The 20,399-nt window shown below is 70.2% G+C and carries 23 protein-coding genes and 1 pseudogene; 13 read left to right on the top strand and 11 right to left on the bottom strand.

Features of this window, described 5'->3' with window-relative positions; translation table 11 throughout:
- Window positions 1-66 precede the first annotated feature (66 nt).
- Together F0U47_RS03095 and F0U47_RS03090 are read left to right on the top strand one after the other, a co-directional pair.
- Window positions 67-420: a hypothetical protein gene (locus F0U47_RS03095; protein WP_149748815.1), complete on the top strand. Its 354-nt coding sequence runs from the start codon at window positions 67-69 to the stop codon at window positions 418-420.
- 70 nt (window positions 421-490) lie between these two features.
- Window positions 491-856, top strand: a complete 366-nt coding sequence (locus tag F0U47_RS03090; protein ID WP_149748814.1) for a hypothetical protein — start codon at window positions 491-493, stop codon at window positions 854-856.
- 31 nt (window positions 857-887) lie between these two features.
- Here the strand turns inward: F0U47_RS03090 and F0U47_RS03085 are convergent, their stop codons facing one another.
- The 5 genes from F0U47_RS03085 to F0U47_RS03065 are packed head-to-tail and all read right to left on the bottom strand — an operon-like array spanning window position 888 to window position 5,147.
- Entirely contained in the window at window positions 888-2,069 is a 1,182-nt protein-coding gene (locus F0U47_RS03085; protein WP_149748813.1) for an acetyl-CoA C-acetyltransferase, read from the bottom strand.
- Window positions 2,066-2,656, bottom strand: coding sequence for a TetR/AcrR family transcriptional regulator (locus F0U47_RS03080; protein WP_149748812.1), 591 nt, complete (start codon window positions 2,654-2,656; stop codon window positions 2,066-2,068). Before F0U47_RS03080 ends, F0U47_RS03085 begins: the two co-directional genes overlap by 4 nt.
- Entirely contained in the window at window positions 2,634-3,437 is an 804-nt protein-coding gene (locus tag F0U47_RS03075) for an SDR family oxidoreductase (RefSeq protein WP_149748811.1), read from the bottom strand. Before F0U47_RS03075 ends, F0U47_RS03080 begins: the two co-directional genes overlap by 23 nt.
- Window positions 3,434-4,633: an acyl-CoA dehydrogenase family protein gene (locus tag F0U47_RS03070; protein WP_246159405.1), complete on the bottom strand. Its 1,200-nt coding sequence runs from the start codon at window positions 4,631-4,633 to the stop codon at window positions 3,434-3,436. Before F0U47_RS03070 ends, F0U47_RS03075 begins: the two co-directional genes overlap by 4 nt.
- 34 nt (window positions 4,634-4,667) lie before the next feature.
- The gene (locus F0U47_RS03065) at window positions 4,668-5,147 is read right to left on the bottom strand and encodes a winged helix-turn-helix transcriptional regulator (RefSeq protein ID WP_188111141.1); all 480 of its coding nucleotides are present in this window, start codon (window positions 5,145-5,147) and stop codon (window positions 4,668-4,670) included.
- A 61-nt stretch (window positions 5,148-5,208) separates the two neighbouring features.
- On the opposite strand from F0U47_RS03065, the gene F0U47_RS03060 reads away from it, so the two are divergent.
- The 6 genes from F0U47_RS03060 to F0U47_RS03035 are packed head-to-tail and all read left to right on the top strand — an operon-like array spanning window position 5,209 to window position 11,701.
- Complete coding sequence (locus tag F0U47_RS03060; RefSeq protein WP_188111140.1) at window positions 5,209-6,618, top strand: MFS transporter; 1,410 nt, start codon at window positions 5,209-5,211, stop codon at window positions 6,616-6,618.
- 44 nt (window positions 6,619-6,662) lie between these two features.
- Complete coding sequence (locus F0U47_RS03055) at window positions 6,663-8,168, top strand: FadD3 family acyl-CoA ligase (protein WP_149748808.1); 1,506 nt, start codon at window positions 6,663-6,665, stop codon at window positions 8,166-8,168.
- Window positions 8,169-9,317 carry an acyl-CoA dehydrogenase family protein gene (locus tag F0U47_RS03050; RefSeq protein ID WP_149748807.1) on the top strand — a complete coding sequence of 383 codons (1,149 nt, stop codon included), beginning with the start codon at window positions 8,169-8,171 and terminating at the stop codon, window positions 9,315-9,317.
- Window positions 9,314-10,240, top strand: coding sequence for an acyl-CoA dehydrogenase family protein (locus F0U47_RS03045; protein ID WP_149748806.1), 927 nt, complete (start codon window positions 9,314-9,316; stop codon window positions 10,238-10,240). The genes F0U47_RS03050 and F0U47_RS03045 overlap by 4 nt, the downstream gene beginning before the upstream one ends.
- Entirely contained in the window at window positions 10,240-11,223 is a 984-nt protein-coding gene (locus tag F0U47_RS03040; RefSeq protein ID WP_149748805.1) for an acyl-CoA dehydrogenase family protein, read from the top strand. Before F0U47_RS03045 ends, F0U47_RS03040 begins: the two co-directional genes overlap by 1 nt.
- A gap of 28 nt (window positions 11,224-11,251) precedes the next feature.
- Window positions 11,252-11,701, top strand: coding sequence for an HIT family protein (locus F0U47_RS03035; protein WP_149748804.1), 450 nt, complete (start codon window positions 11,252-11,254; stop codon window positions 11,699-11,701).
- A 67-nt stretch (window positions 11,702-11,768) separates the two neighbouring features.
- Here F0U47_RS03035 and F0U47_RS03030 read toward each other — a convergent pair whose 3' ends face one another.
- Entirely contained in the window at window positions 11,769-12,599 is an 831-nt protein-coding gene (locus F0U47_RS03030; protein ID WP_149748803.1) for an LLM class flavin-dependent oxidoreductase, read from the bottom strand.
- A 619-nt stretch (window positions 12,600-13,218) separates the two neighbouring features.
- Here F0U47_RS03030 and F0U47_RS03025 point away from each other — a divergent pair.
- Window positions 13,219-13,668 carry a hypothetical protein gene (locus tag F0U47_RS03025; RefSeq protein ID WP_149748802.1) on the top strand — a complete coding sequence of 150 codons (450 nt, stop codon included), beginning with the start codon at window positions 13,219-13,221 and terminating at the stop codon, window positions 13,666-13,668.
- A 102-nt stretch (window positions 13,669-13,770) separates the two neighbouring features.
- Here the strand turns inward: F0U47_RS03025 and F0U47_RS03020 are convergent, their stop codons facing one another.
- Complete coding sequence (locus F0U47_RS03020; protein ID WP_149748801.1) at window positions 13,771-14,481, bottom strand: 3-keto-5-aminohexanoate cleavage protein; 711 nt, start codon at window positions 14,479-14,481, stop codon at window positions 13,771-13,773.
- Between the two features lie 148 nt (window positions 14,482-14,629).
- Here F0U47_RS03020 and F0U47_RS22095 point away from each other — a divergent pair.
- Both F0U47_RS22095 and F0U47_RS03015 read left to right on the top strand, forming a co-directional pair.
- Window positions 14,630-14,764 (top strand): annotated as a pseudogene (locus F0U47_RS22095) (hypothetical protein); the annotation flags it as partial.
- A 12-nt stretch (window positions 14,765-14,776) separates the two neighbouring features.
- Window positions 14,777-15,232, top strand: coding sequence for a TetR/AcrR family transcriptional regulator (locus F0U47_RS03015; RefSeq protein ID WP_246159404.1), 456 nt, complete (start codon window positions 14,777-14,779; stop codon window positions 15,230-15,232).
- 10 nt (window positions 15,233-15,242) lie between these two features.
- Here F0U47_RS03015 and F0U47_RS03010 read toward each other — a convergent pair whose 3' ends face one another.
- From F0U47_RS03010 to F0U47_RS02995, 4 genes are all read right to left on the bottom strand, one after another.
- Window positions 15,243-15,677, bottom strand: coding sequence for an SRPBCC family protein (locus F0U47_RS03010; protein ID WP_149748799.1), 435 nt, complete (start codon window positions 15,675-15,677; stop codon window positions 15,243-15,245).
- Between the two features lie 46 nt (window positions 15,678-15,723).
- Entirely contained in the window at window positions 15,724-16,431 is a 708-nt protein-coding gene (locus tag F0U47_RS03005; RefSeq protein WP_149748798.1) for a VC0807 family protein, read from the bottom strand.
- 213 nt (window positions 16,432-16,644) lie between these two features.
- Window positions 16,645-17,118, bottom strand: coding sequence for a cupin domain-containing protein (locus tag F0U47_RS03000; RefSeq protein ID WP_149748797.1), 474 nt, complete (start codon window positions 17,116-17,118; stop codon window positions 16,645-16,647).
- Window positions 17,119-17,141: 23 nt separating this feature from the next.
- Window positions 17,142-18,071: a GTP-binding protein LepA gene (locus tag F0U47_RS02995; RefSeq protein ID WP_188111139.1), complete on the bottom strand. Its 930-nt coding sequence runs from the start codon at window positions 18,069-18,071 to the stop codon at window positions 17,142-17,144.
- A gap of 407 nt (window positions 18,072-18,478) precedes the next feature.
- Here F0U47_RS02995 and F0U47_RS02990 point away from each other — a divergent pair, with 407 nt between their 5' ends.
- Together F0U47_RS02990 and F0U47_RS02985 are read left to right on the top strand one after the other, a co-directional pair.
- Entirely contained in the window at window positions 18,479-19,834 is a 1,356-nt protein-coding gene (locus F0U47_RS02990; RefSeq protein WP_149748796.1) for an LPXTG cell wall anchor domain-containing protein, read from the top strand.
- Entirely contained in the window at window positions 19,821-20,393 is a 573-nt protein-coding gene (locus F0U47_RS02985; protein WP_149748795.1) for a hypothetical protein, read from the top strand. The genes F0U47_RS02990 and F0U47_RS02985 overlap by 14 nt, the downstream gene beginning before the upstream one ends.
- Window positions 20,394-20,399: the final 6 nt, after the last annotated feature.

Raw genomic sequence — 20,399 nt, 5'->3', positions numbered from 1 at the left:
ACTCGCAAGCATCCATCGGCTATCACGACTGCGCCACTGGATTAACGCGCCGGTACCGTGAGGGTCGTGAGCCATCAGTCGTCGCCGCCCCGTCGCCGGCACCTGATGGACCCGCACGCCCCTCGCCAGGTCGCGGATGCGAAGGACCTCGAGCGCCTGCACCGCGTCCAGCGCCGGGTGATCTCGGTGCTCATCATCACGACGTTGATCCACCTCACCGTCGGCCTGGTCCTGGCCGCCGACGCCGTGCCGGACGACCGTCGCGACGCCCAGCTGGCCCTGATCGTGCTGGGGGCCGCCTTCTACGTCGTCGGCATCGCGGCGGTGCGGGCGATCAACAAGAAGCCGCTGCTGACCTGGTGGATGCTGACCGGTCTGGTGCCGGTCGCGGCCGGGCTCTGGTGGGTCGTCCTGCGCTGAGGTGCGTGCAGCTCCCGCGATCCGGGTACTGCTCCTCTTCCGACAGCTCGAGACCGTGGAGGTGTGACCCATGGCTGTCACAGCGTTCCAGGACCTGCCGCTGGCGGACCGTGACCGCGAGTGGGACGGCGACGCCGCAGAGAAGCGCGTACGACGCTGGGCCGGCGCCGAGGACGAGCCGAACGAGAAGTACCGCGATGCCCATGTCTGGTACGACGCGGAGAACAAGGGCAACTTCACGGCGTACAAGCTGCTGATCGCCGACGTCGTCGACGGCCGGTTGAAGGCCGTTCCTCGTGGCGTGATGGCCGCTGCCGGGGTCATGCAGGGCGCCCGCGGCGGGGTCGACCTGCCGGACAAGGACGTCGACCGGGTCAAGAGCCACCTGGCGAAGTACTACGCCAAGATGGACGACACCGCGCCCTGGGAGGACTGACCCCGGGACCGACCCCGGGACCGACCCCGCCTCAGAGGCGCTCGATGATGGTGACGTTGGCCTGACCGCCGCCCTCGCACATCGTCTGCAGGCCGTAGCGACCGCCGGTTCGCTCGAGCTCGTTGAGCAACGTCGTCATCAGCCGCGTGCCGGTCGCACCGATCGGGTGACCGAGGGCGATGCCGCCGCCGTTGACGTTGACCTTGTCGTGCGGCGCACCGGTCTCCTTCATCCACGCGAGGACGACCGACGCGAACGCCTCGTTGCACTCGAAGAGGTCGATGTCGTCGATGCTCATGCCGGTCTTGGCGAGCGCGTGCCTGGTCGCGTTGATCGGGCCGGTCAGCATCCAGACCGGGTCGTCACCGCGCACCGAGAGGTGGTGGATGCGGGCGCGGGGCGTCAGCCCGTGCGCCGCGAGCGCTGCCTCGGAGGCGATCAGCACCGCCGACGACGCGTCGCAGATCTGAGACGCGACGGCCGCGGTGATCCGGCCGCCCGGCGCGAGCGGCTCGAGGCCGGCCATCTTCTCCAGCGACGTCTCGCGAGGGCACTGGTCGGTCGTGAACGCGGTCCCGTCGGGCAGCACGTAGGGCACGAGCTCCTTGGCGAACCGGCCCTCGGCGATCGCGGTCCGCGCCCGTTCGTGGGAGGCGAGGGCGTACTCCTCCATCTCCTCCCGCGAGATGTCCCACTTCTCCGCGATCATCTCGGCGGAGCGGAACTGGCTGACCTCCTGGTCGCCGTACCTCTTCTGCCAACCGGGCGACTCGGCGAAGGGCGTCGAGAAGCCGTACTGCTGGCCGACCAGCATCGCCGCGGAGATCGGGATCGCGCTCATGTTCTGCACGCCGCCCGCGACCACGAGCTCCTGGGTGCCGGACATGACGCCCTGCGCGGCGAAGTGCACCGCCTGCTGCGAGGAGCCGCACTGCCGGTCGATGGTCACGCCGGGCACGTGGTCGGGCAGGCCGGCCACCAGCCAGGCCGTGCGCGCGACGTCGCCGGCCTGGGAGCCGATCGTGTCGCAGCAGCCGAGGATCACGTCGTCGACCGCACCGGGGTCGACGGCCGTGCGGTCCATCAGCGCGGCGATGGTGTGGGCGGCGAGGTCGGCGGAGTGGACGCCGGCGAGGGCGCCGCCGCGCTTGCCGACCGGGGTGCGGACGGCGTCGACGATGTAGGCGGTGTTGCGCGAGTCCGGATAGGTCATGTGGAGATCCCGTCGAGGAGGATGCGGACGTACTGGTCGGCGACCTCGGTGTGGGTGTGGCCGCGGCCGGGGCGGTACCAGCGCACGGCGACCCACACGGTGTCGCGGATGAAGCGGTAGGTGAGGGTCACGTCGAGGTCGTTGCGGAGCACACCGGTGCGCACGCCCTCCTCGATCAGGGTGACCCAGACCTGGCGGGACTGGGTGTTGCGGTCGGCGAGGTAGCGGAACCTGTCGAACTTTCCGAGGTAGTCGGCCTCGTTCTGGTAGATCGCGACCTCGAACGGGTGCTGGTCGATCGCCTCGAAGGAGACCCGCACGGCCCTCTCGAGCTTCGTGCGCGCGTCCTCGTCGCTGGCCAGGATCTCGTCGTACTGCGCGAACAGCGCCTCCTGGAAGGTCGAGAGGATCTCGTCGACCATCGACTCCTTGGAGTCGAAGTGGTGGTAGAGGCTGCCGGACAGGATCCCGGCGGCGTCCGCGATGTCGCGGACCGTCGTGTTCTTGAAGCCCTTCTCGGCGAACAGCCGCGCCGCGATGGCGAGCAGCTGGTCCCGCCGCGACTCAGGCGTGCTGACTGCTGACACTGATCACCTCACCGGTCAGGTACGACGAGTAGCCGCTGGCGAGGAACACCATCACGTTCGCGACCTCCCAGGGCGCGGCGGCACGCCCGAAGGCCTCGCGTTGCTTGAGCTCGTCCAGCAGCTCCGGCGAGGTGACCTTCTCCAGGAACGGGTGCATGGCCAGGCTCGGGGAGACGGCGTTCACCCGGATGCCGTGGGGCGCCAGGTCGATCGCCGAGCAGCGGGTCAGCGCCATCACGCCGGCCTTCGCCGCTGCGTAGTGGGCCTGGCCCTCCTGCGCCCGCCACCCGACCACCGAGGCGTTGTTGACGATGATCCCCGACTTCTCTGCGGCCACCATCCGCTGCCCCGCGGCCCGGACGCAGCGGAACGTGCCGGTGAGGGTGATGTCGAGGACCTTCGACCACTGGTCGTCGGTCATCTCGAGCACGCTGGCGGTCCCCCCGAGGCCGGCGTTGTTGATCATCACGTCGACGCCGCCGAACTCCTCGGCGGCGTCGAGCAGCGCGGCGACCTGGCTCTCGTCGGTGACGTCGCAGACCAGCTGGCGGACGCGATCGGCGCCGAACTCCTTGGCGAGGACCTCCTCGGCCTCCGCGAGGCGCCGCTCGTGCGTGTCGCTGAAGACGACCGCCTTCGCACCCTCCTCCAGCGCCCGGCGTACGACGGCCGCGCCGATGCCGGCGCCGGCGGCAGCGGTCACGACGACCACCTTGTCCGCCAGCAGGCCGTGGCCGGGCACGTAGTCCGGCGTCGGCTGCTCGGCTCTGGTTGCGGTCATCCGCGCGGCTCCTTGGGTAGGCCGAGAACGCGCTCGGCGAGGATGTTCTTCTGGACCTCGTCGCTGCCGCCGTAGATGGTGTCGGAGCGCGAGAAGAGGTAGAGCCGCTGGTGCTCGTCGAGGTCGTAGGGCGTGCTCGTGCCCTGGGTCAGCAGTCCGGACGCGCCGGCGACGTCCATCGCCACCTCGCCGAGCTGCCGGTGCCAGTTCGCCCAGGCCAGCTTGAAGATCGAGCCCGCTCCCCCACCGGCGGCTGAGTCCTGGCCGCCCTCCACCAACGCGAGGGCCCGCAGTGCGAAGCTGCGAATGGCGCTCAGCTCGACCTTGAGCCGCGCCAGCCGGTCGCGGACGACCGGGTCGTCGATGCTGCCGTTCTGCCGAGCGCGGGCGACCACGTCGTCGAGCTCACGGGCGAAGCCGACGGTCTGGCCGAGCGTCGAGACACCGCGCTCGAACCCGAGCAGGCCCATCGCCACGCCCCAGCCCTGGCCGGGCTCGCCGACCACCAGGTCGGCGCTGGTGCGGGCGCCGGTGAAGAAGACCTCGTTGAACTCAGAGCCGCTGGTGAGCTGCTCGATCGGCCGGATCTCGACGCCGTCCTGGCGCAGCGGGACCAGCAGGAAGGACAGTCCGTGGTGCCGGGTCGAGCCGGGCTCGGTGCGGGCGATCACGAAGCACCAGTCGCTGAGGTGCGCGTTGGAGGTCCACACCTTCTGTCCGTCGACCAGCCACTCGTCCCCCTCGAGGCGGGCCTTGGTCTGCACGTTGGCCAGGTCGGAGCCGGCATCGGGCTCGGAGTAGCCCTGCGCCCACAGCTCCTCGACCGCCCGGATCCTCGGGAGGAACCGCTCCTTCTGCGCGTCGCTCCCGAACGCGATCAGCGTCGGCCCGAGCAACGTCTCGCCGAGGTGGTTGACGCCGTGCGGTGCGTCGGCGCGGGCGTACTCCTCGTGGAAGATCACCTGCTGCCACAGCGACAGCCCGCGGCCGCCGTACTCCTCCGGCCAGCCGAGGCACGTCCAGCCGTGCTCGGCGAGCAGCCTGTTCCAGGCGAGCCGCTCCTCGAAGGCCTCGTGGTCACGGCCCGGCCCGCCCAGGCCCTGGAGGTCGCACCACTCGCCGACCAGGTGCTCGGCCAGCCAGGTGCGCACCTCGTCACGGAAGGCGCGGTCCGCGGCGCTCTCGGTCAGGTCCACCCGACCAGCGTACCAAGCAAATGCTTGGTAGGGGTCACCGTGCCACGTCGCCGCGGATGACGACCTCGTCCTCCTCGACGTCGTGCCCATCGGCACAGCGCAGCGCGGCCCGAACCTCGGCGCCGCACCCGTCGTGCGTGACCGCGACCTGCCCCGTCGGGTCCGGCAGGTGCCGCACGCCCCACTGCAGCAGACCCAGGAGCACCGGCACGAGCTCGTGGCCCGCCGGCGTGAGGACATACTCGAACCGGGTGCGCTGGCCCGGCTCGCGGTAGGGCTGCTTGGCCAGGACGCCGGCGGCGACGAGCTCCTTGAGCCGCTGCGACGCGACCGCCTCTGTCACGCCCACCCGCTTCACGAGCTGCTCGAACCGGGTGGCGCCGTAGAACGCCTCGCGCAGCAGCAGCATCGCGGTCCGGTTGCCGACCACCTGGAAGGTCCGGTCGACCGCACAGCGGTCCCCCAGGGCGACGTCGCCCCGTCTCGCGAGCCGTCCAGCCAGTTGCACCGTCATAACGGACATTCTAGGGGATCTGCCTTGCGTAATCCATAGTCAGACCCTTATCGTCCTGGCTATGGACATCTCAAGCCAGCCGCGGGCGCACACCGCCGCCGTGACCGCGATCCTCACCGGGGCGACCTTCCTGGCCGGCCTCGACCTCTTCATCGTCAACGTCGCCTTCGAGGAGATCGGGCGCGACTTCACGACTGCGTCCGGCGGCCCGACGCTGAGCGAGCTGAGCTGGATCCTGAGCGCGTACGCCGTCGTGTACGCCGCCCTCCTCGTCCCGATGGGACGCCTGACCGACCGCTACGGCCGGAAACCCGGCTTCGTCGCCGGCCTCGCCGTCTTCACGCTCGCCAGCCTCGCGTGCGGCTTCGCGCCCGGTGTCTGGGAGCTGGTCGCCGCCCGGGTCCTCCAGGCCGTCGGCGCCGCCGCGATGACCCCCGCCAGCCTCGGCCTGCTCCTCGCCGCGCTCCCGGCGGAGAAGCGGGCCGCCGGAGCCCGGCTGTGGGCGCTGACCGGCGCCATCGCTGCCGCCCTCGGCCCCGCCGCCGGCGGCGGGCTCGTCCAGCTCTCGTGGCACTGGGCATTCTGGATCAACGTGCCGATCGGTGCCTTCCTGGTGGTCGCCGCCATCCGCTTCGTCCCCGACGTACGGAACGACACGAGCGCCCCGCGGCCGGACCTGGTGGGCGCCGCGGTCCTCGCGGCGGCGATCGGGGCGCTCGTGCTCGGGCTCGTCCAGGCAGAGGAGTGGGGCTGGACGTCGGGCGCGACGCTCACCGCGTTCGCCGCGGCACTGGTCGGCGTCGCCGCGTTCGCCGGCCTCTCCGCCCGCCACCCCTCCCCCGTCATCGACCCGGCCCTCGTGCGCGTCCGGTCCTTCGCGTGGGCGAACGTCGCCACGCTGGTCTTCAACACCGGGTTCGGAGCGTCCCTGCTGCTCGGCATCCTGTGGATGCAGCAGGTCTGGGGGTTCTCCGCGCTCGAGACCGGCTTCGCGATCGCGATCGGCCCGCTCGTCGTACCTCCCACCTCGATCATCGCGGCGCGCCGCCTCGGGCACTTGCACCCGTCGCGGCTGATCGCCGCGGGCGGGATCCTCTACGCGGTGGCCGCCCTGTGGCAGCTCTTCGCGCTGAGCACCGAGCCGGCGTACTGGTCCACCTTCGTCCCCGCGTGGATCGTCGGCGGCATCGGTGTCGGCCTCGCGTTCCCGAACCTCGTCGCCGCCGCGACCGCGACCCTGCCGCCCGCGCAGGGCGCGACCGGAAGCGGGATCGTCAGCATGGCGCGCCAGGTCGGCTTCGCCCTGGGCGTCAGCGTCCTGGTGGCGATCCTCGGCCACGGCGCTGCCGACACCGACGCCGTGCGGGCCGCGTGGCTCTTCGTCGCGGCATGCTCGGTCCTCGCGGCGGTCGCGGCGCTGGCGATGACCGCCGTCCGTCAGCCCGAGAAGGTGCCGGCGCCCGTCGGCTGAGCCCGCGCCAGCCATACCAAGCAAATGCTTGGTAGGCTGTGGGCATGGACACCATCCCGGCGATCCTGCGCGCCGCTGCGGAGGCGTACGGCGACAAGCCTGCCTACGTCGACGGCGACCGGACCCTGTCCTACGCCGACCTGGTCGACCGGGTCCGGGAGCTGGCGCGCCGCTACGTCGGCCACGGCCTGGCGGCCGGCGAGCGGGTCGTGGTGTGGGGGCCGAACAGCATCGAGTGGGCGATCGCCGCGCTGGCGACGACGTACGCCGGCGCGACCCTGGTGCCGGCGAACTCCCGCTACACCGGGCACGAGGTCGCGGACCTGGTGGACCGCACCGGCGCGACCACCGTGCTGCTCGCCGACGGGTTCCTCGGGCGCAGCCAGCTCGAGGAGCTGCGCGCGGCCAGTGAGCTCCCCTCCGTCCGGGTGATCGGTGAGCTGTCGACGCTCTCCCTCGACCACCGGGGCGAGGAGCGACACGTCCGTGAGGCCACGCTCGCGGAGGTCGAGGCCCGCGCCGACGCGGTCTCCGCCGACGACGTGGCCGACATCCTCTTCACCTCCGGCACCACCGGACGGCCGAAGGGGGCGATGAGCGCACACCTGCAGAGCATCGGTGTCGCCCGTGCGTGGGCCGAGCTCGGTGGCGTCAGCGCCGACGACCGCTACCTCGTCGTCAACCCGTTCTTCCACTCCTTTGGCTACAAGATCGGGATCCTGGTCGGGCTGATCACCGGCTGCGCCCTCTACCCGGTCGCGACGTTCGACATCGACGAGACCATGCGCCTGATCGAGTCCGAGCGGATCACGCTGCTGCCGGGGGCGCCGACGATCTACCAGTCGCTGCTCGCCGCGCCCGGCCGGTCCGAGCGGGACCTGTCGTCGCTGCGGCTGGCCGTGACCGGCGCGGCCGTCGTACCCGTCGTGCTCATCGAGCGCATGCGCGACGAGCTCGCCATCGACCACGTCGTCACCGCGTTCGGCATGACCGAGGCCGTCGTCGTGACCATGTGCCGCGAGGGCGACTCCGCCGAGACCGTCGCGACGACCTGCGGACGGGCGATCCCCGGGATGGAGACGCGCATCGATGCCTCCGACGGGGAGGCCGGCGAGCTGCTGGTGCGCGGCGACTACGTGATGCTCGGCTACCTCGACGACCCGGCGGCGACGGCCGAGGCGATCGACGAGGACGGCTGGCTGCACACCGGCGACGTCGGCGTGCTCGACGAGCACGGCAACCTGCGGATCACCGACCGCCTCAAGGACATGTACATCTCCGGCGGCTTCAACGTCTATCCCGCCGAGGTCGAGCAGACCCTGATGCGGATGGACGGCGTCCAGGACGTCGCCGTCGTGGGTGTCCCCGACGAGCGGCTGGGCGAGGTGGGCAAGGCCTTCATCGTCGGTACGGCGACGGCCGACGAGGTGATCGCGTTCGCGAAGGAGCGGCTCGCCAACTTCAAGGTGCCGCGGTCCGTGGAGACGGTCGACGCGCTCCCGCGCAACCTGTCCGGCAAGGTGCTCAAGACCGAGTTGAGGAACACATAAGTGGATCTGGATCTGAGTGAGTCCGAGGTCGCCTTCCGCGACGAGGCGCGGGCCTGGCTGGCCGCCAACGTCCCGGCCGAGCCCCTGCCCTCGATGGACACCGCCGAGGGCTGGCGTCTCCACCAGGAGTGGGAGGCCCGGCTGGCGGCGGACCGGTGGTCGGTCGTGTCGTGGCCACGCGACTACCACGGGCGCGAGGCGTCCCTGGTCGAGTGGGTGATCTTCGAGGAGGAGTACTACCGTGCCGGCGCCCCCGGCCGGGTCTCCCAGAACGGGATCTTCCTGCTGGCGCCGATCATCTTCGAGCACGGCACGAAGGAGCAGCAGGACCGGTACCTCCCGTCGATGGCGACCGGTGAGAAGGTCTGGGCCCAGTGCTGGTCCGAGCCCGAGGCCGGGTCCGACCTGGCGTCCCTCAAGTCGACCGCCCGCCGCGACGACGCGCGTGGGGGCTGGGTGCTCAACGGCCAGAAGACGTGGTCGTCGCGGGCGACGTACGCCCACTGGGGCTTCGGGCTGTTCCGCTCCGACCCCGAGGCGGCGCGGCACCACGGGCTGACCTACTTCCTGTTCCCGATGGACGCCGACGGGATCACCGTCCGCCCGATCGCCCAGCTCGACGGCGAGGCCGGCTTCGCCGAGGTGTTCTTCGACGAGGTCTTCGTGCCTGACGCCGACGTGCTCGGCGCGCCGGGCGACGGCTGGCGGGTGGCGATGAGCACGGCGGGCAACGAGCGCGGGCTCTCGCTCCGCTCCCCCGGCCGGTTCTGCGCCGCTGTCGACCGGCTCGTCGAGCTCTACCGGGAGCGCCCCGACACGCGCGTCAGTGACCGGGTCGTCGACGCGTGGCTCAAGGCCGAGGCCTACCGCCTCTACACCTGGGGCACCGTGACGCGCCTCGCCGATGGTGGCGAGATGGGCGCCGCCGGCTCGGTCAACAAGGTCTGGTGGAGCGAGCTCGACATCGCGCTCCACGAGACCGCGCTCGACCTGCTCGGGCCGGAGGCGGAGGTGGAGTCACGATGGCTGGACGGCTACACGTTCGCGCTCTCGGGACCGATCTACGCCGGCACCAACGAGATCCAGCGCAACATCATCGCCGAGCGGATCCTCGGCCTGCCGCGCGAGCCCAAGGGAGCACAGCGATGAGGTTCGAGCTCACCGACGAGCAGCGCGCGTTCGGCGAGGCGCTCGACGGCCTGCTGTCCGCGGCCGACACCGCAGCCGTCGCCCGGGCATGGGCCGACGGCGACACCGGACCGGGGCTCAAGCTCTGGGCGCGGCTCGCGGACCAGGGCCTGACCGTCCTGGCGACCGAGGCCACCGCCGTCGAGGTCTGCATCGCCTTCGAGGCTCTCGGGCGGCACGCCGTACCCGGCCCCTGGGTCGAGTCGGCCGCTTACCTCCCGATCGCGCTCGGTCACGAGGTCGAGGGTGTCGCCACCGTCGCCGCTCCCCCGCGCGTGCCCTACGCCCTCGACGCCGATGTCGCCGACACCGTCTATCTCGCCGGGCCTGACGGGCTCGCCGAGGCGGAGGTCGGCGAGCAGCGTGCCTCGGTCGACCGGGCGCGACGTCTGTTCGCGCCGGCGGTCGAGGTGGGCGGGGCGCCGAGCCTCGAGACCTCCGGCGACTCCGCGTTCGACCTGGCTGCCCTCGCCACCGCTGCCCAGCTGCTGGGCCTCGGCGAGCGGGTGCTCGCCGACACGGTGACCTACGCGAAGCAGCGTCGGCAGTTCGGCCGCGAGATCGGCTCCTACCAGGCGATCAAGCACCAGCTCGCCGACGTGCGGATCGCGCTCGACTTCGCGCGGCCGCTGGTCTACGGCGCCGCGCTGTCGTTGGCCGAGCCGGTCGAGACCACGCCACGGGCGGTGTCGGCGGCGAAGGTGATGTGCGCGGACGCGGCGTACCTCGCTTCGCGCACGGGACTGCAGGTCCACGGCGCGATCGGCTACACGCAGGAGTTCGACCTCAGCATCTGGATCACCAAGATCCGCGCGCTCGTCACCGCCTGGGGCACCCCGGCGTTCCACCGGGCGCGCATCCTCGACTCCCTCGTGGGGGCGTGATGGAGTTCGCGCTTAGCGAGGAGCAGGCGGAGCTCGCGGCCACCGTCCGGACAGTGCTGTCGAAGCAGTCCGGCTCCACTGCCGTCCGCGCCGCGATCGCCTCCGAGGATGGCTACGACCCCGCGCTCTGGGCGACGCTCTGCGAGCAGGTCGGGGTGGCGGCTCTCGCCGTTCCTGAGGAGTACGACGGAGCCGGCGCGTCCTTCTTCGAGACCGCGGTCGTGCTCGAGGAGCTCGGCCGCTCGCTGGCGCCGACACCGCTCCTCGCCACCGTGATCGCGACCGAGGCGCTGCTGGCGGGTGGGACCGACGAGGCCAAGGCCCGGCTGCTCCCACGGATCGCCGCCGGCGAGGTCGCCACGATCGTCCTCGGCGACGGTCCGGTGCTCGACGCCGACCGGGCGGCGATCGTGCTCGCCCTCGCCGGCGACGACCTCGTGGAGCTCACCGGCGCCACGGCGACCTGGGCAGAATCGATGGACCAGACGATCCGGCTCGCCCACCTCGATCGCAGCGCCGCGACGGTCACACCGATCGGCGACGGCACTGCTGCTCGCGCCCGCGCCGAGGTGGTCGGCCCCGCCGCCACCGCCGCTCTTGCCGTCGGCCTGTGCGACCGGGCGCTGCGGATGACCGTCGACTACAGCAAGGAGCGGGTCCAGTTCGGCCGCCCGATCGGCTCGTTCCAGGCGCTCAAGCACCGGATGGCCGACATGCTGGCGCGGCTCGAGATCGGCCGCTCCGCCTCGTGGGCCGCCTCCTACGCGCTGGCCACGGACGCGCCCGACGCCGTGGACCTGACGCACACCGCGGCGTCGTACTGCCTGGAAGCCGCCTCCCACCTCACCGGCGAGTGCATCCAGCTGCACGGCGGCATCGCGATCACCTGGGAGCACGACGCCCACCTGGTGTTCAAGCGCGCGCACGCGCTCGGGCAGCTCTTCGGGCCGCCGCACCAGCACCGGGCCTCCGTCTCGCTCTGATCTCAACGCCCCTGGAACGATCACGCCCATGACCGAGACTCCAGCGGCAGCGGTGGCCAGCTGCATCTTCTGCGCCATCGCGGCACGGCAAGCCGAAGCCAGCGTGGTCTACGAGGACGACACCGCCGTCGCCTTCATGGACCTCAACCCCGTCACGCCCGGACACCTCCTCGTCGTGCCTCGCAAGCACGCGGTGGGCCTCGAAGACCTCGATGAAGCGACCAGCGCTCATGTGTGGTCCGTCGGCCACCAGATGGCACGGGCGCTACGGCGCTCGGGCCTGCGCTGCGACGGGATCAACGTCTTCCTCGCCGACGGCGAGGTCGCGTTCCAAGAGGTGTTCCACTTCCACCTGCACGTCTTCCCCCGGTACGCGGGGGACGGCTTCTCGGTGGATGCCGAGTGGAAGGAACGCGACAGAGCCCTCCTCGACGCCGACGCCGGAGCGATCAGGGACGCCGTCCCGCACACGGGATAGCCGCACGTCCGCTTCCTCATCGGAGACCGCGCTCATCTGCCGAGATGAGGGCGTCGCGAGATAGCGGTCAGTCGATGCGGAGTGGGCCGCGCTGGATCGCCTCGCGCATCGTTTCGCGGTCCTGTGCCGGGACGTACTCCGTCCACCACGTCATGCCTGCGCCAGCGACGGCGGCCAACCATTCCTCGTCACCCTCGCGTCGCTCACGGCCGCCGACGCAGATGTCGAAGGGGCGATCACCAGCCCGTTGCCGAAGGTCCGTCACGTCCTCGACTGACAGGTCGTGGGTACGGACGCCATACATGCAGGAGCCATCCCATCTCAGGGCGCGCTCGGTTGGCCCAGGATTTGGATACCCACCGCCGACCCAGATCGGCACCCTGGGCCGCTGGACGGGCTTGGGCGTGAAATCGACTGGTTCGACCTGGTAGTGCCTCCCGGTGAACAAGAACGTCCCGTCCCCGAGCAGGCCGGCGATGATCGTCAAGGCCTCGTCGAGCATCTCCGCGCGAAGCCTAGGGTTCCGTGTCTCACCGAAGGCGGTGAAGCTGCTGTCGCCCACCACGTGCTCGCCGGTATCTCCGATCCCCACCCCTAGCACCATGCGACCCTGCGAAAGCAGATCGATACCGGCGACCTCGCGTGCGACCTTCCATGGTCGGCGACGGCTCAACGGAGTGACCATGGTGCCAACGCGGACGGATTGGGTTGCGACGGCGATCCCGGCAAGAGCGGTCCAAGGATCGCAGGTTGGTGCCGTCGGATCGCCCTGAAAGCAGATGTAGTCCTCGAGGAACACGCCATCCCACCCTGTTGCTTCAGCGAGGACGGCCAACTCGACGACGAAGGTCGGGTCGCCACACTCCCCGCCGGTGGGCAAGGCCAGGCCGTACTTCATCGGCGAACTCCAGGATCAACGAGACAGTCCCATCGCAAGCGTTGCGTACGACCTCGGCACCTGACAATGACTGAAATTGCTGTGCTGAGTGCGAGCTACTGCCGCCCTGTGTGCTCGCGGCAACTGCACGCTACTGCCGCCGATCGGACGGTCCTGCCGAATGTGCACGCGTCAGCTCGGCGGCTTTGATCTAGTCGCCGGCCAGGCTGAGGTCCAGTTGGCGAAGTCGAGCTGCGGTGTCCTCAAGGCCCCACCAACTCGACGATCCGCATACGGATGTCACTGAACGAGCTCAAGAAGGGTTCGACGCAGCGGCGGGCAACCGCGGCGAGACGGGGAACGTACAAGTCGTCGAGGACGTCCAGGTTGCCCTGGTTCATCACCTCATCGATCAACCGCTTCACAGCCTGGGTGGGATCGGGGTCGCACTCAAGTGCGCCGAGCGATCTGTTGCCGAGGAGAGCGCGACGCCGCGGACTGCCCGGGTGTTGTGGTCCGTGTCCGGGTGGTCGACCACCCGGGTAGTGACAACAGCTCCACGGTAGTTGCCCGGTTCGGCCACCGCGTGCGCGGAGTCCGAGTTGAGCGCGCATCGTGTGTTCCGACCTAGAGTGCGCTCATGCGCGTCGCAGCCGCTTGCTTGGTCTTTCTCGTCCTGGGCACGCTCGCGGCTTGCGGGGACGATGCCGACCAGGCCTCCAGTGCTGGACGTTCGGCCTCCCCTGATGCAGCTGAGCGTGTGGATGCAACGCCACCCGATGCGTCAGGTCTGCTCTCCCTGGACGCTGCATGCTCTCGAATCTGGGACCTGCTCAGGCGCCACGGTGACACGCCAGTCGGCAAGTCATGGGATGCGTTGGTCACTGGAGCGAGAAGGGTCCTTGCCAAGTCACAGCCCGACGTGGTTGACGCGCTCGAGCCGGAGGTCGATGGGTTCGAAGAGGCGACGATCGATGACCACGACCGATCACAGATGCTCCTCTTGATCCGACGCGGCGACCGGCTCGTCAACGACTTCGCCGCTGCCTGCGGGACACCGATGGAGCGCTCCTACGAGGAAGTCCGCTAGCGCCGCCCTGCCTGCGCAACATCGTGCCGTTTCGCGCTCGTCGAACCCGTAGCTGGTCCGGTGGCAGAGCGATCCCGCGGGGAGCGGACATCCGCCTGCTGCTCAGAGACCGAGGGCCGCGCGGATGAGGTCGGCGTTGTCGGCGGCAGGCGTGCCGTCGGGCAGAGTGAGGGTGTCTTCGAGGCCGATCCGAGTGTCGAGGCCCAGCCGCTTCGCATGCCTGAGCACCACCCACGCGCTTCGATCCTCACCGTGGAGCAGGACGGGAGTCGCGTTGCCTGCGTTCTCCAAGGTGGCCAGCATGCTGTTCGCGAGATCGAGGCTTCGAGCCTCGTCGGGCTCGTCCGGAAGCTCGAGAAGCACGCGGATGCAGCGGTCTCGGAGGGGCGACTCCAGCCAGGCGTGCAGGGAGGCCTCAGTCCACAGGCCGGCCTCGACCTCGACTCCCCGCTGCAGGAGGGCTTGGGCAACTGACTCGGCGCCGTCCTCGTGCCAGTTGACGGAGGCGAAGGCCGGGAGCACCGACCACGAGGCGATGGCCGTCAAGCGGTCCTCGACCGCAGGTGCTGCCCACGCTCCGGTCGTGATCCCGACCGGTGTGTCCGGCGATGCCGCCCGTACCGCGTCGAGCGTCGCCGTGACCGCGTCCGCATCGAAGGTGTCCCTACCCGCCGCATCCTTGACGTGCACGTGCACCATCGCCGCACCAGCGCTCCGCGCGGCTACGACATCGGCTGCGACCTCGTCCGGAGTCACTGGCAGCGCGTGATGCTCGTCGGGGAGCCGTGCGCCGTTCAGGCAAGCCTTCAGCATGCCGACAGGCTATTGAAGGCTCGGCCGCGCCCCGGTTCGCTACGGTCTCTGCACACGGTTCGAGACGCGCGACCCAACGGCCGGCAGTAGCGGCCGAGGTACCCGGGAGGAAAGAGATGGACGTCGAGGGCTGCGGGGGCGTCTCGCAGTGACAGGTCCAGGTCCGGGCTACGACGGCGTGGAGCAGACGCAACAGCAGCTACTCCTGGCTGCAGCGCTCGAAGTGGCGGATGCTGACGGACTGTCCGACCTCAGCCTTCGCCAGCTGGCCGACCGGCTCGGCACGAGCCATCGCATGCTCATCTACCACTTCGGGTCCAAGCAAGGCCTGCTCGCAGCTGTCGTCGGTGAGGTCGAGCGCCGGCAGCGGGAGGTGGTGGCGGAGTATCACCGTGATGCGGACATCTCTCCGATCGACCTCGCGCGGCGCCTGTGGAAGCAGGTCGCTGATCCCGCGATGTGGCCCCAGGAACGCCTGTTCTTCGAGCTCTACGCCCAGGCTCTGCGGCAACGCGACCACACCGGCGACTTCCTGAACCAGGTCCTCGAGCCCTGGTTCGAGCTGCTCACCGAGATCCATCGGGCAAGCGGTCAACCGCTCGCCGCTGCGCGCACGCAGGCGCGGCTAGGCGTAGCCGTCGTTCGCGGGCTGCTTCTCGACCTGCTCGCGACCGGTGACCGGCGAGCGGTCGACCGAGCAATGGCACTGTTCCTCGACTGGTACGGCGAGCACCTCGAACGTGGCCGGTAGTCCCCTCAGCTCACGCCGAGGACGTCCGACTGACGCGTTGGTCCAGGCTCTCGGCCTCGAGCTCGACGTAGCGCTGCGTGAGTCGACGCCACACCAGGGCCGCCACCGCGCCCATCGGACCGGCCTGCTCGATGCTGAGCGTGACCTTCGAGCCGCTCCCGTCAGCAACGACCTCGTGCCGGCCGATCGTCCTCACCCCGGGACCTTTCGCCTCCCAGGTGAACTCGCGACCTTCGACGAGGTGGGTGACCTCCCACACCGCGGCCGGCAACCGGGGCTGACGCAGCTTGGCCCGCGATCCGACCCGCAGCGGGCCGTCGTCGAGACGGTCGACACCGGTCACCGTAGGAGTCCACTCCGGCCATCGAGCGACGTCGGACATCACTCGCCAGACAGCGTCTGTCGGAGCATCGATGTGTCTGGTGGTCTCAAAAATCCTGTTCATGTACCAAACGGTACGCGCCGCCACGGCAGGGGCGCCAGCCCAGCCGTCAGGCGCGTGCGCCGGCGGCGACCAGGCGCGGCGCGCCGATCAGCCCTTCCTTGCGTGCGACGAGGGCAGCCAGCCCGATGGTCGCGACCGCGGCGAGGACGTTGATCGACAGGGTCGCGACGCTCTTCACCAGCACGAAGGTGTCCAGCGACTGCGACTGCAGCAGCCAGAGTGTCATCGTGGCCTTCGCGAGCCCGAGCAGCGCCCAGAGGACGGTCAGGTGCCAGAAGAGCCGCCGGACCCGCGGGCGCGACGCCAGCTCGTGGTCCATCGGGTAGAAATCACCAGCCAGCCGCGCCACCATCGGCCGGGTGCTCGCGAGCGACAGCAGGAACAGCGCAGCGACGAGGCCGTCGCTGATGATCGGTTGGAGGAAGTACAGCCACGTGCTGTCCGCGACCACCGACAGCGCGGTCCGGCCCGTGAGCAGGATCGCGGCGAGCACCAGGAGACCGGAGACCCGCCGCCCGGTCGCCGCACGCCACGCGATCGCGCCGTACGACCACGCCAGCGCAGCGCCGATCGCGGGCCAGATGCCGGCCAGCACGAAGACGCTGTAGAAGACCACGGCCGGGACGATGACGGCGATCAGCAGGCTCATGGAGACCCGCTGGATCACCGCCACCAGGCTCGGGCGGTGCGGCTCGTCGGCAGCGGTTTCGGACTCGGCGCGGGCGACCAGGGCCGGCGTGCGGTGAGAAGACAAAGGAACCGATCCTGCCAGCCGTACGACGGCTGAGGCATGAATGACGATCACCGCGAAATGACGACGGATACTCGGCGTCTGCGGGTTCCTCGGCTACTCCAGTGTACGCGACCTCCCCGCGGCCGACCCCGGTACCAGCCGTTCGCCGTCGAAGGCGTCCCATGACCGCATCGCCCCGGACCTCGAGGCCGCCAGAAGATGTTCCGGCGAGCTCTACCTGCGCTCCGGCGGAACCTCCGTCTCGTGAAGGACCGTGAAGGTGCCCGTGGCCATGTCGTAGACGGACGCACGAGGGCGCTGCTCCTCGGTTCCTGGCATGGGATTGCGCTCGACCAGGTCCATCCGGACGACCGTCGAGGGATAGATGGCGCGGACCCGGACCGGCTCGTCGCCGACGTTCATCGTGCCGTGGATGACTCCCGCCGGGATGAAGACGGTTGCTCCGCCCTCCACCTCGGTCTCGACGCCGTCCAGGGAGACGAGGGCACGTCCACCCTCGTAGAGCACCACCTCGTCGATGTCGTGCCAGTGGCGCGGGATGCGGTCACCGACGCCGATGGTCTCCCAGATGACACTCAGGCCGGTGCGCTGGTCGGGGTCGACGTGGAGCGACCAGGAGGAGGTCGGCCGATAGTCGTCGGGGTCCTCATCCATCGGCAGGTAGGGCGAGCCGTGTACTACTCCCATGGTGGAGCTCCTTACGGTCGTCTCTACGCATCCTCCGCGTCGAGGAGGGCGACACGACCATGGAAGCACGGCTCGTGCAGCGGCGGCTGCGTCCGGGCCAGCTCGAGGCACCGTGCGAACGCGTCGGCGACGTACGACGGAGCGCCCAGCCCCGCCTCCTGCGCCCACAGCAGCTCGGTCTCGGACCGCGCCACGGTCCGGGCGAACTCGTCGATCTCGGCCCGTTCGCGGATGTCGAACGCGAGCATCATGTCGCCGACCTGGCGCAGCTCCTGGGACGAGTTGGCGCCCACCGGGGCGAACGAGATCGACCGCAGCCGGCGGGTCAGCCACTGCTGCCACGGCGACAAGCGCGCCCAGAGCTGGCGGGCAGACATCTGGTAGTAGGCGTAGTGGCCGGGCTCCTGCCGACGGATGGGTGCGACGGCGGTGTCCGCGATGGCGTCCTCTCCCATCGCGACCAGGCCCTCGTGGAGATGCTGGTAGGCGAGCACGGCGGAGCGTTCGGTGGTCATGCCAGTCAGGTAGTAGAGCATCCGGACGACGTCCTGGACCGCCGCTACGTGGGCGATGCCCCCGAGCACCCGTAGCTTCAGCGGGATCGTCGACACGTTGGGCGCCGACAGCGGCAGACCGAGCTCGGCCTGCAGCCGGTCCAGGATGAGCCCGTGCTGGAGCTCCTGGGGGCCCCACACGTGCCGGTAGAAGTACTGGTCGAGCTCGGGAGGGTCCGGCATGAGGACGTCGAGCTCGCGCACGTTGCGCTCGACCTCGAGCTCCGTGCGCGCCATGTAGTCGAGCACGCGTCCGTAGCGCTCGATGACCTTCCGCGGCCGGCGGACGGTGAAGTCCACCGACGCCACGTCCAGCGGCGGATGCTCCTGCTCCAGGCGTGCGACATGGGTCTGCAACCGTGACGTCGAGGACCGCGGCTTAACGGCAAGCTGGCTCATGTCGGCTATTCGTCGCCATCCCGGCGCCCGGATTTTCGCGATTCCGAGTCGGACCGGCTTTGCCATCAGGGTTGCGCCTGCCGCGAAGGGGTATCCCCTTATCGGTCAGTTGTCTGCCGTCGACCACGGCGGACTCCGGGCCGGTCTGCACATTGCACGCGCTCGGGCTGCGAGGGATGCGCGGATGGGGAGGGGTTTGGTCGTGGCGAAGAGCCACGACACGTACTGCCCGACCACATCCAAGAGGAGCTCCCGAAGTTCTGACCACCAGCCAAGGCCGGCCGGCATGACGACGCGGTTCGCGTGTCGAAACACGTCGTCGACCGTTAACAATTCGGGGCTTTGGTCGTGACGCTCCAGCCACGACCGGCATCGCCTCAGCCATATCCAATAGGGGGATATCCGGAATGACTGACCATCAACCGAGGCCTGTACGACGACGCGCGCCGCTCGCGGCGCTCCTGGCGGGCGGCATCCTTGTGATCGGCGCCCTTCCCGCCGGCGCCGACGACCCGAAACCACTCGACGACATCCGCCAGCGCACCCAGCAGACCGTGAACGAGATTCGCCAGCACAACGGCGACCAGTCCGGCGGCCAGTCCGGCGGCCAGTCCTCAGGCGCGACCGAGCGTCGAGCGGCCGCTCCACCCGTTGCCCAGGACGACGACTCCGACGGCCACGAGACCCCCGACCCGACGGCACCCGACCACGGGTCGTCCGCCGGCCTGGAGGCCACCATCGCGGACAACGACCTCGTGTCGGTCGCAACGACTGAATCCGAGATCGAGGACAACCACTCCTCCAGCGCCGATGCGACCGCGCTGGCGATCGGCGGCCAGGAGGTGATCGGCTCCCACGCCGACTCCGACGGCGACCGCAACGACTCCGACGGTGACCCGCTGGCGCCGCTGTGCGACGGCAGCGACGGTGGCGTCTGCGCGACGCTCCTCTACTCGGAGGCGCACGCGAACGAGGGCCGCACCCATTCGGACAGCTCCGCCCAGAGCGGCGTCGCCTCGGCCTGCCTCGGCGGCAGCGACCCGTCGGGCGACACCTGTGACGGTCCGATCGACGCCGGCGTGATCGAGAGCTGGAGCGCGATCCACCGTGGTCCGAGCGGACACACCGAGGCAGAGTCCGGCTCGTCGGTCGCCTCCGTCTGCGTGGCTCGCGACCCGATCCTCGGCACCTGTGCCGTCGGTATCGACGCCCTCCAGTCCTCCGGCTCGTCCGACTCCCGCGGCAACGCCGAGAAGGAGTCGAACGTCATCGGGCTCCAGCTCGGTGGCCAGACTGCCGGCGACTTCCGGGACCCGACGGCGATCGCGATCCCGCCGGGCTGCACCAGCCCCAGCCTGGTGTGCCTCTTCCTGAACCAGGGAGAGACCTACCTGTCCAACACCGCAGCCGGGCACGCCGTGGAGGCGCTCCACCTCAGCGCACTCGACGGCAACATCCTGGCCCACGCGGCGCAGTCGGAGACGCTGGTCCACAAGGCCGGGGCGCGTAACGGCGGCCCGAAGTGCCCGGGCAAGCCCAACTGCCCCAACGGTCCCAACGGGCCTAACGGTCCCAACGGACCTAACGGTCCCGGTGGTGGTCCTGGTGACAACGCCGGCCCGCCCAGCGGTGGCGGCGACATCCTGCCGGACACCGGTGGCTTCTGGAGCGGACTGCTCGCGATCGGCTTCCTCGCCGTCGCCATGGGCGCCTTCCTCGTCGCCTGGGCCCGCCGTCGAGAACTGATCGATGGGTCTGCTTGACGACCGGCTGAAGGGACGGCGCGGCGTCGTCGTACTGATCGTCACAGGCGTGATCGCGGCAGTGGCAGCTGCCGCGATCGTCGCCTGGAGCGACGACACGGAGGACGCCGCGCCGAACCGTCCACGAGACAAGCTGGTCGAGGTGGTCTCCCGAGCCGGTGACTTCGCCGTCTCGGCCCCCGACGTTCTCGTGGGCGACCAGGTCGGCCGGGGTGTGAAGCTCACGAGCCAGAACGACGACCTGGTGATCACCGTCGCACCGAGCAGCGAGGCCGGCCTGCGCGCCGGTCATGCGGCCACCCTCGACGTCATCCGAGGGACGTACCCCGAGATGCGCGTCGACCGCGAGGTGGGTACGACGATGGGCGGCCTCGAGGCGCGCCGCAGTGTCGGAGTCGTCCGACGCGCCCGCGGCGACCAGGTGCTCTTCTCCGTCACCACAGCCGCCCAGGGGCGGCGTACGTGGTCGGTGGTGCTGTTCGCCGCACGCGACATCGATCCGGCGCGCTTGGAGCGCTTCTACCAACCGGTGCTGGACGGCTTCCGGGTCCTGAGGTGAGCCGCG

The sequence above is a fragment of the Nocardioides antri genome, from assembly GCF_008373765.1.
Lineage (GTDB): Bacteria > Actinomycetota > Actinomycetes > Propionibacteriales > Nocardioidaceae > Nocardioides > Nocardioides antri.
Note: the sequence above shows the minus strand (reverse complement) of the source record. Positions and strands in the feature narration are given on the sequence as shown.

Bases quoted from the DNA above. Each gene is read 5' to 3' on its own strand.
- F0U47_RS03090 (WP_149748814.1), top strand. From the start codon at position 491: ATGGCTGTCACAGCGTTCCAGGACCTGCCGCTGGCGGACCGTGACCGC.
- F0U47_RS03085 (WP_149748813.1), bottom strand. From the start codon at position 2,069: ATGACCTATCCGGACTCGCGCAACACCGCCTACATCGTCGACGCCGTC.
- F0U47_RS03075 (WP_149748811.1), bottom strand. From the start codon at position 3,437: ATGACCGCAACCAGAGCCGAGCAGCCGACGCCGGACTACGTGCCCGGC.
- F0U47_RS03065 (WP_188111141.1), bottom strand. From the start codon at position 5,147: ATGACGGTGCAACTGGCTGGACGGCTCGCGAGACGGGGCGACGTCGCC.
- F0U47_RS03060 (WP_188111140.1), top strand. From the start codon at position 5,209: ATGGACATCTCAAGCCAGCCGCGGGCGCACACCGCCGCCGTGACCGCG.
- F0U47_RS03055 (WP_149748808.1), top strand. From the start codon at position 6,663: ATGGACACCATCCCGGCGATCCTGCGCGCCGCTGCGGAGGCGTACGGC.
- F0U47_RS03045 (WP_149748806.1), top strand. From the start codon at position 9,314: ATGAGGTTCGAGCTCACCGACGAGCAGCGCGCGTTCGGCGAGGCGCTC.
- F0U47_RS03040 (WP_149748805.1), top strand. From the start codon at position 10,240: ATGGAGTTCGCGCTTAGCGAGGAGCAGGCGGAGCTCGCGGCCACCGTC.
- F0U47_RS03035 (WP_149748804.1), top strand. From the start codon at position 11,252: ATGACCGAGACTCCAGCGGCAGCGGTGGCCAGCTGCATCTTCTGCGCC.
- F0U47_RS03030 (WP_149748803.1), bottom strand. From the start codon at position 12,599: ATGAAGTACGGCCTGGCCTTGCCCACCGGCGGGGAGTGTGGCGACCCG.
- F0U47_RS03025 (WP_149748802.1), top strand. From the start codon at position 13,219: ATGCGCGTCGCAGCCGCTTGCTTGGTCTTTCTCGTCCTGGGCACGCTC.
- F0U47_RS03020 (WP_149748801.1), bottom strand. From the start codon at position 14,481: ATGCTGAAGGCTTGCCTGAACGGCGCACGGCTCCCCGACGAGCATCAC.
- F0U47_RS03015 (WP_246159404.1), top strand. From the start codon at position 14,777: ATGCTCATCTACCACTTCGGGTCCAAGCAAGGCCTGCTCGCAGCTGTC.
- F0U47_RS03010 (WP_149748799.1), bottom strand. From the start codon at position 15,677: ATGAACAGGATTTTTGAGACCACCAGACACATCGATGCTCCGACAGAC.
- F0U47_RS03000 (WP_149748797.1), bottom strand. From the start codon at position 17,118: ATGGGAGTAGTACACGGCTCGCCCTACCTGCCGATGGATGAGGACCCC.
- F0U47_RS02995 (WP_188111139.1), bottom strand. From the start codon at position 18,071: ATGAGCCAGCTTGCCGTTAAGCCGCGGTCCTCGACGTCACGGTTGCAG.
- F0U47_RS02990 (WP_149748796.1), top strand. From the start codon at position 18,479: ATGACTGACCATCAACCGAGGCCTGTACGACGACGCGCGCCGCTCGCG.
- F0U47_RS02985 (WP_149748795.1), top strand. From the start codon at position 19,821: ATGGGTCTGCTTGACGACCGGCTGAAGGGACGGCGCGGCGTCGTCGTA.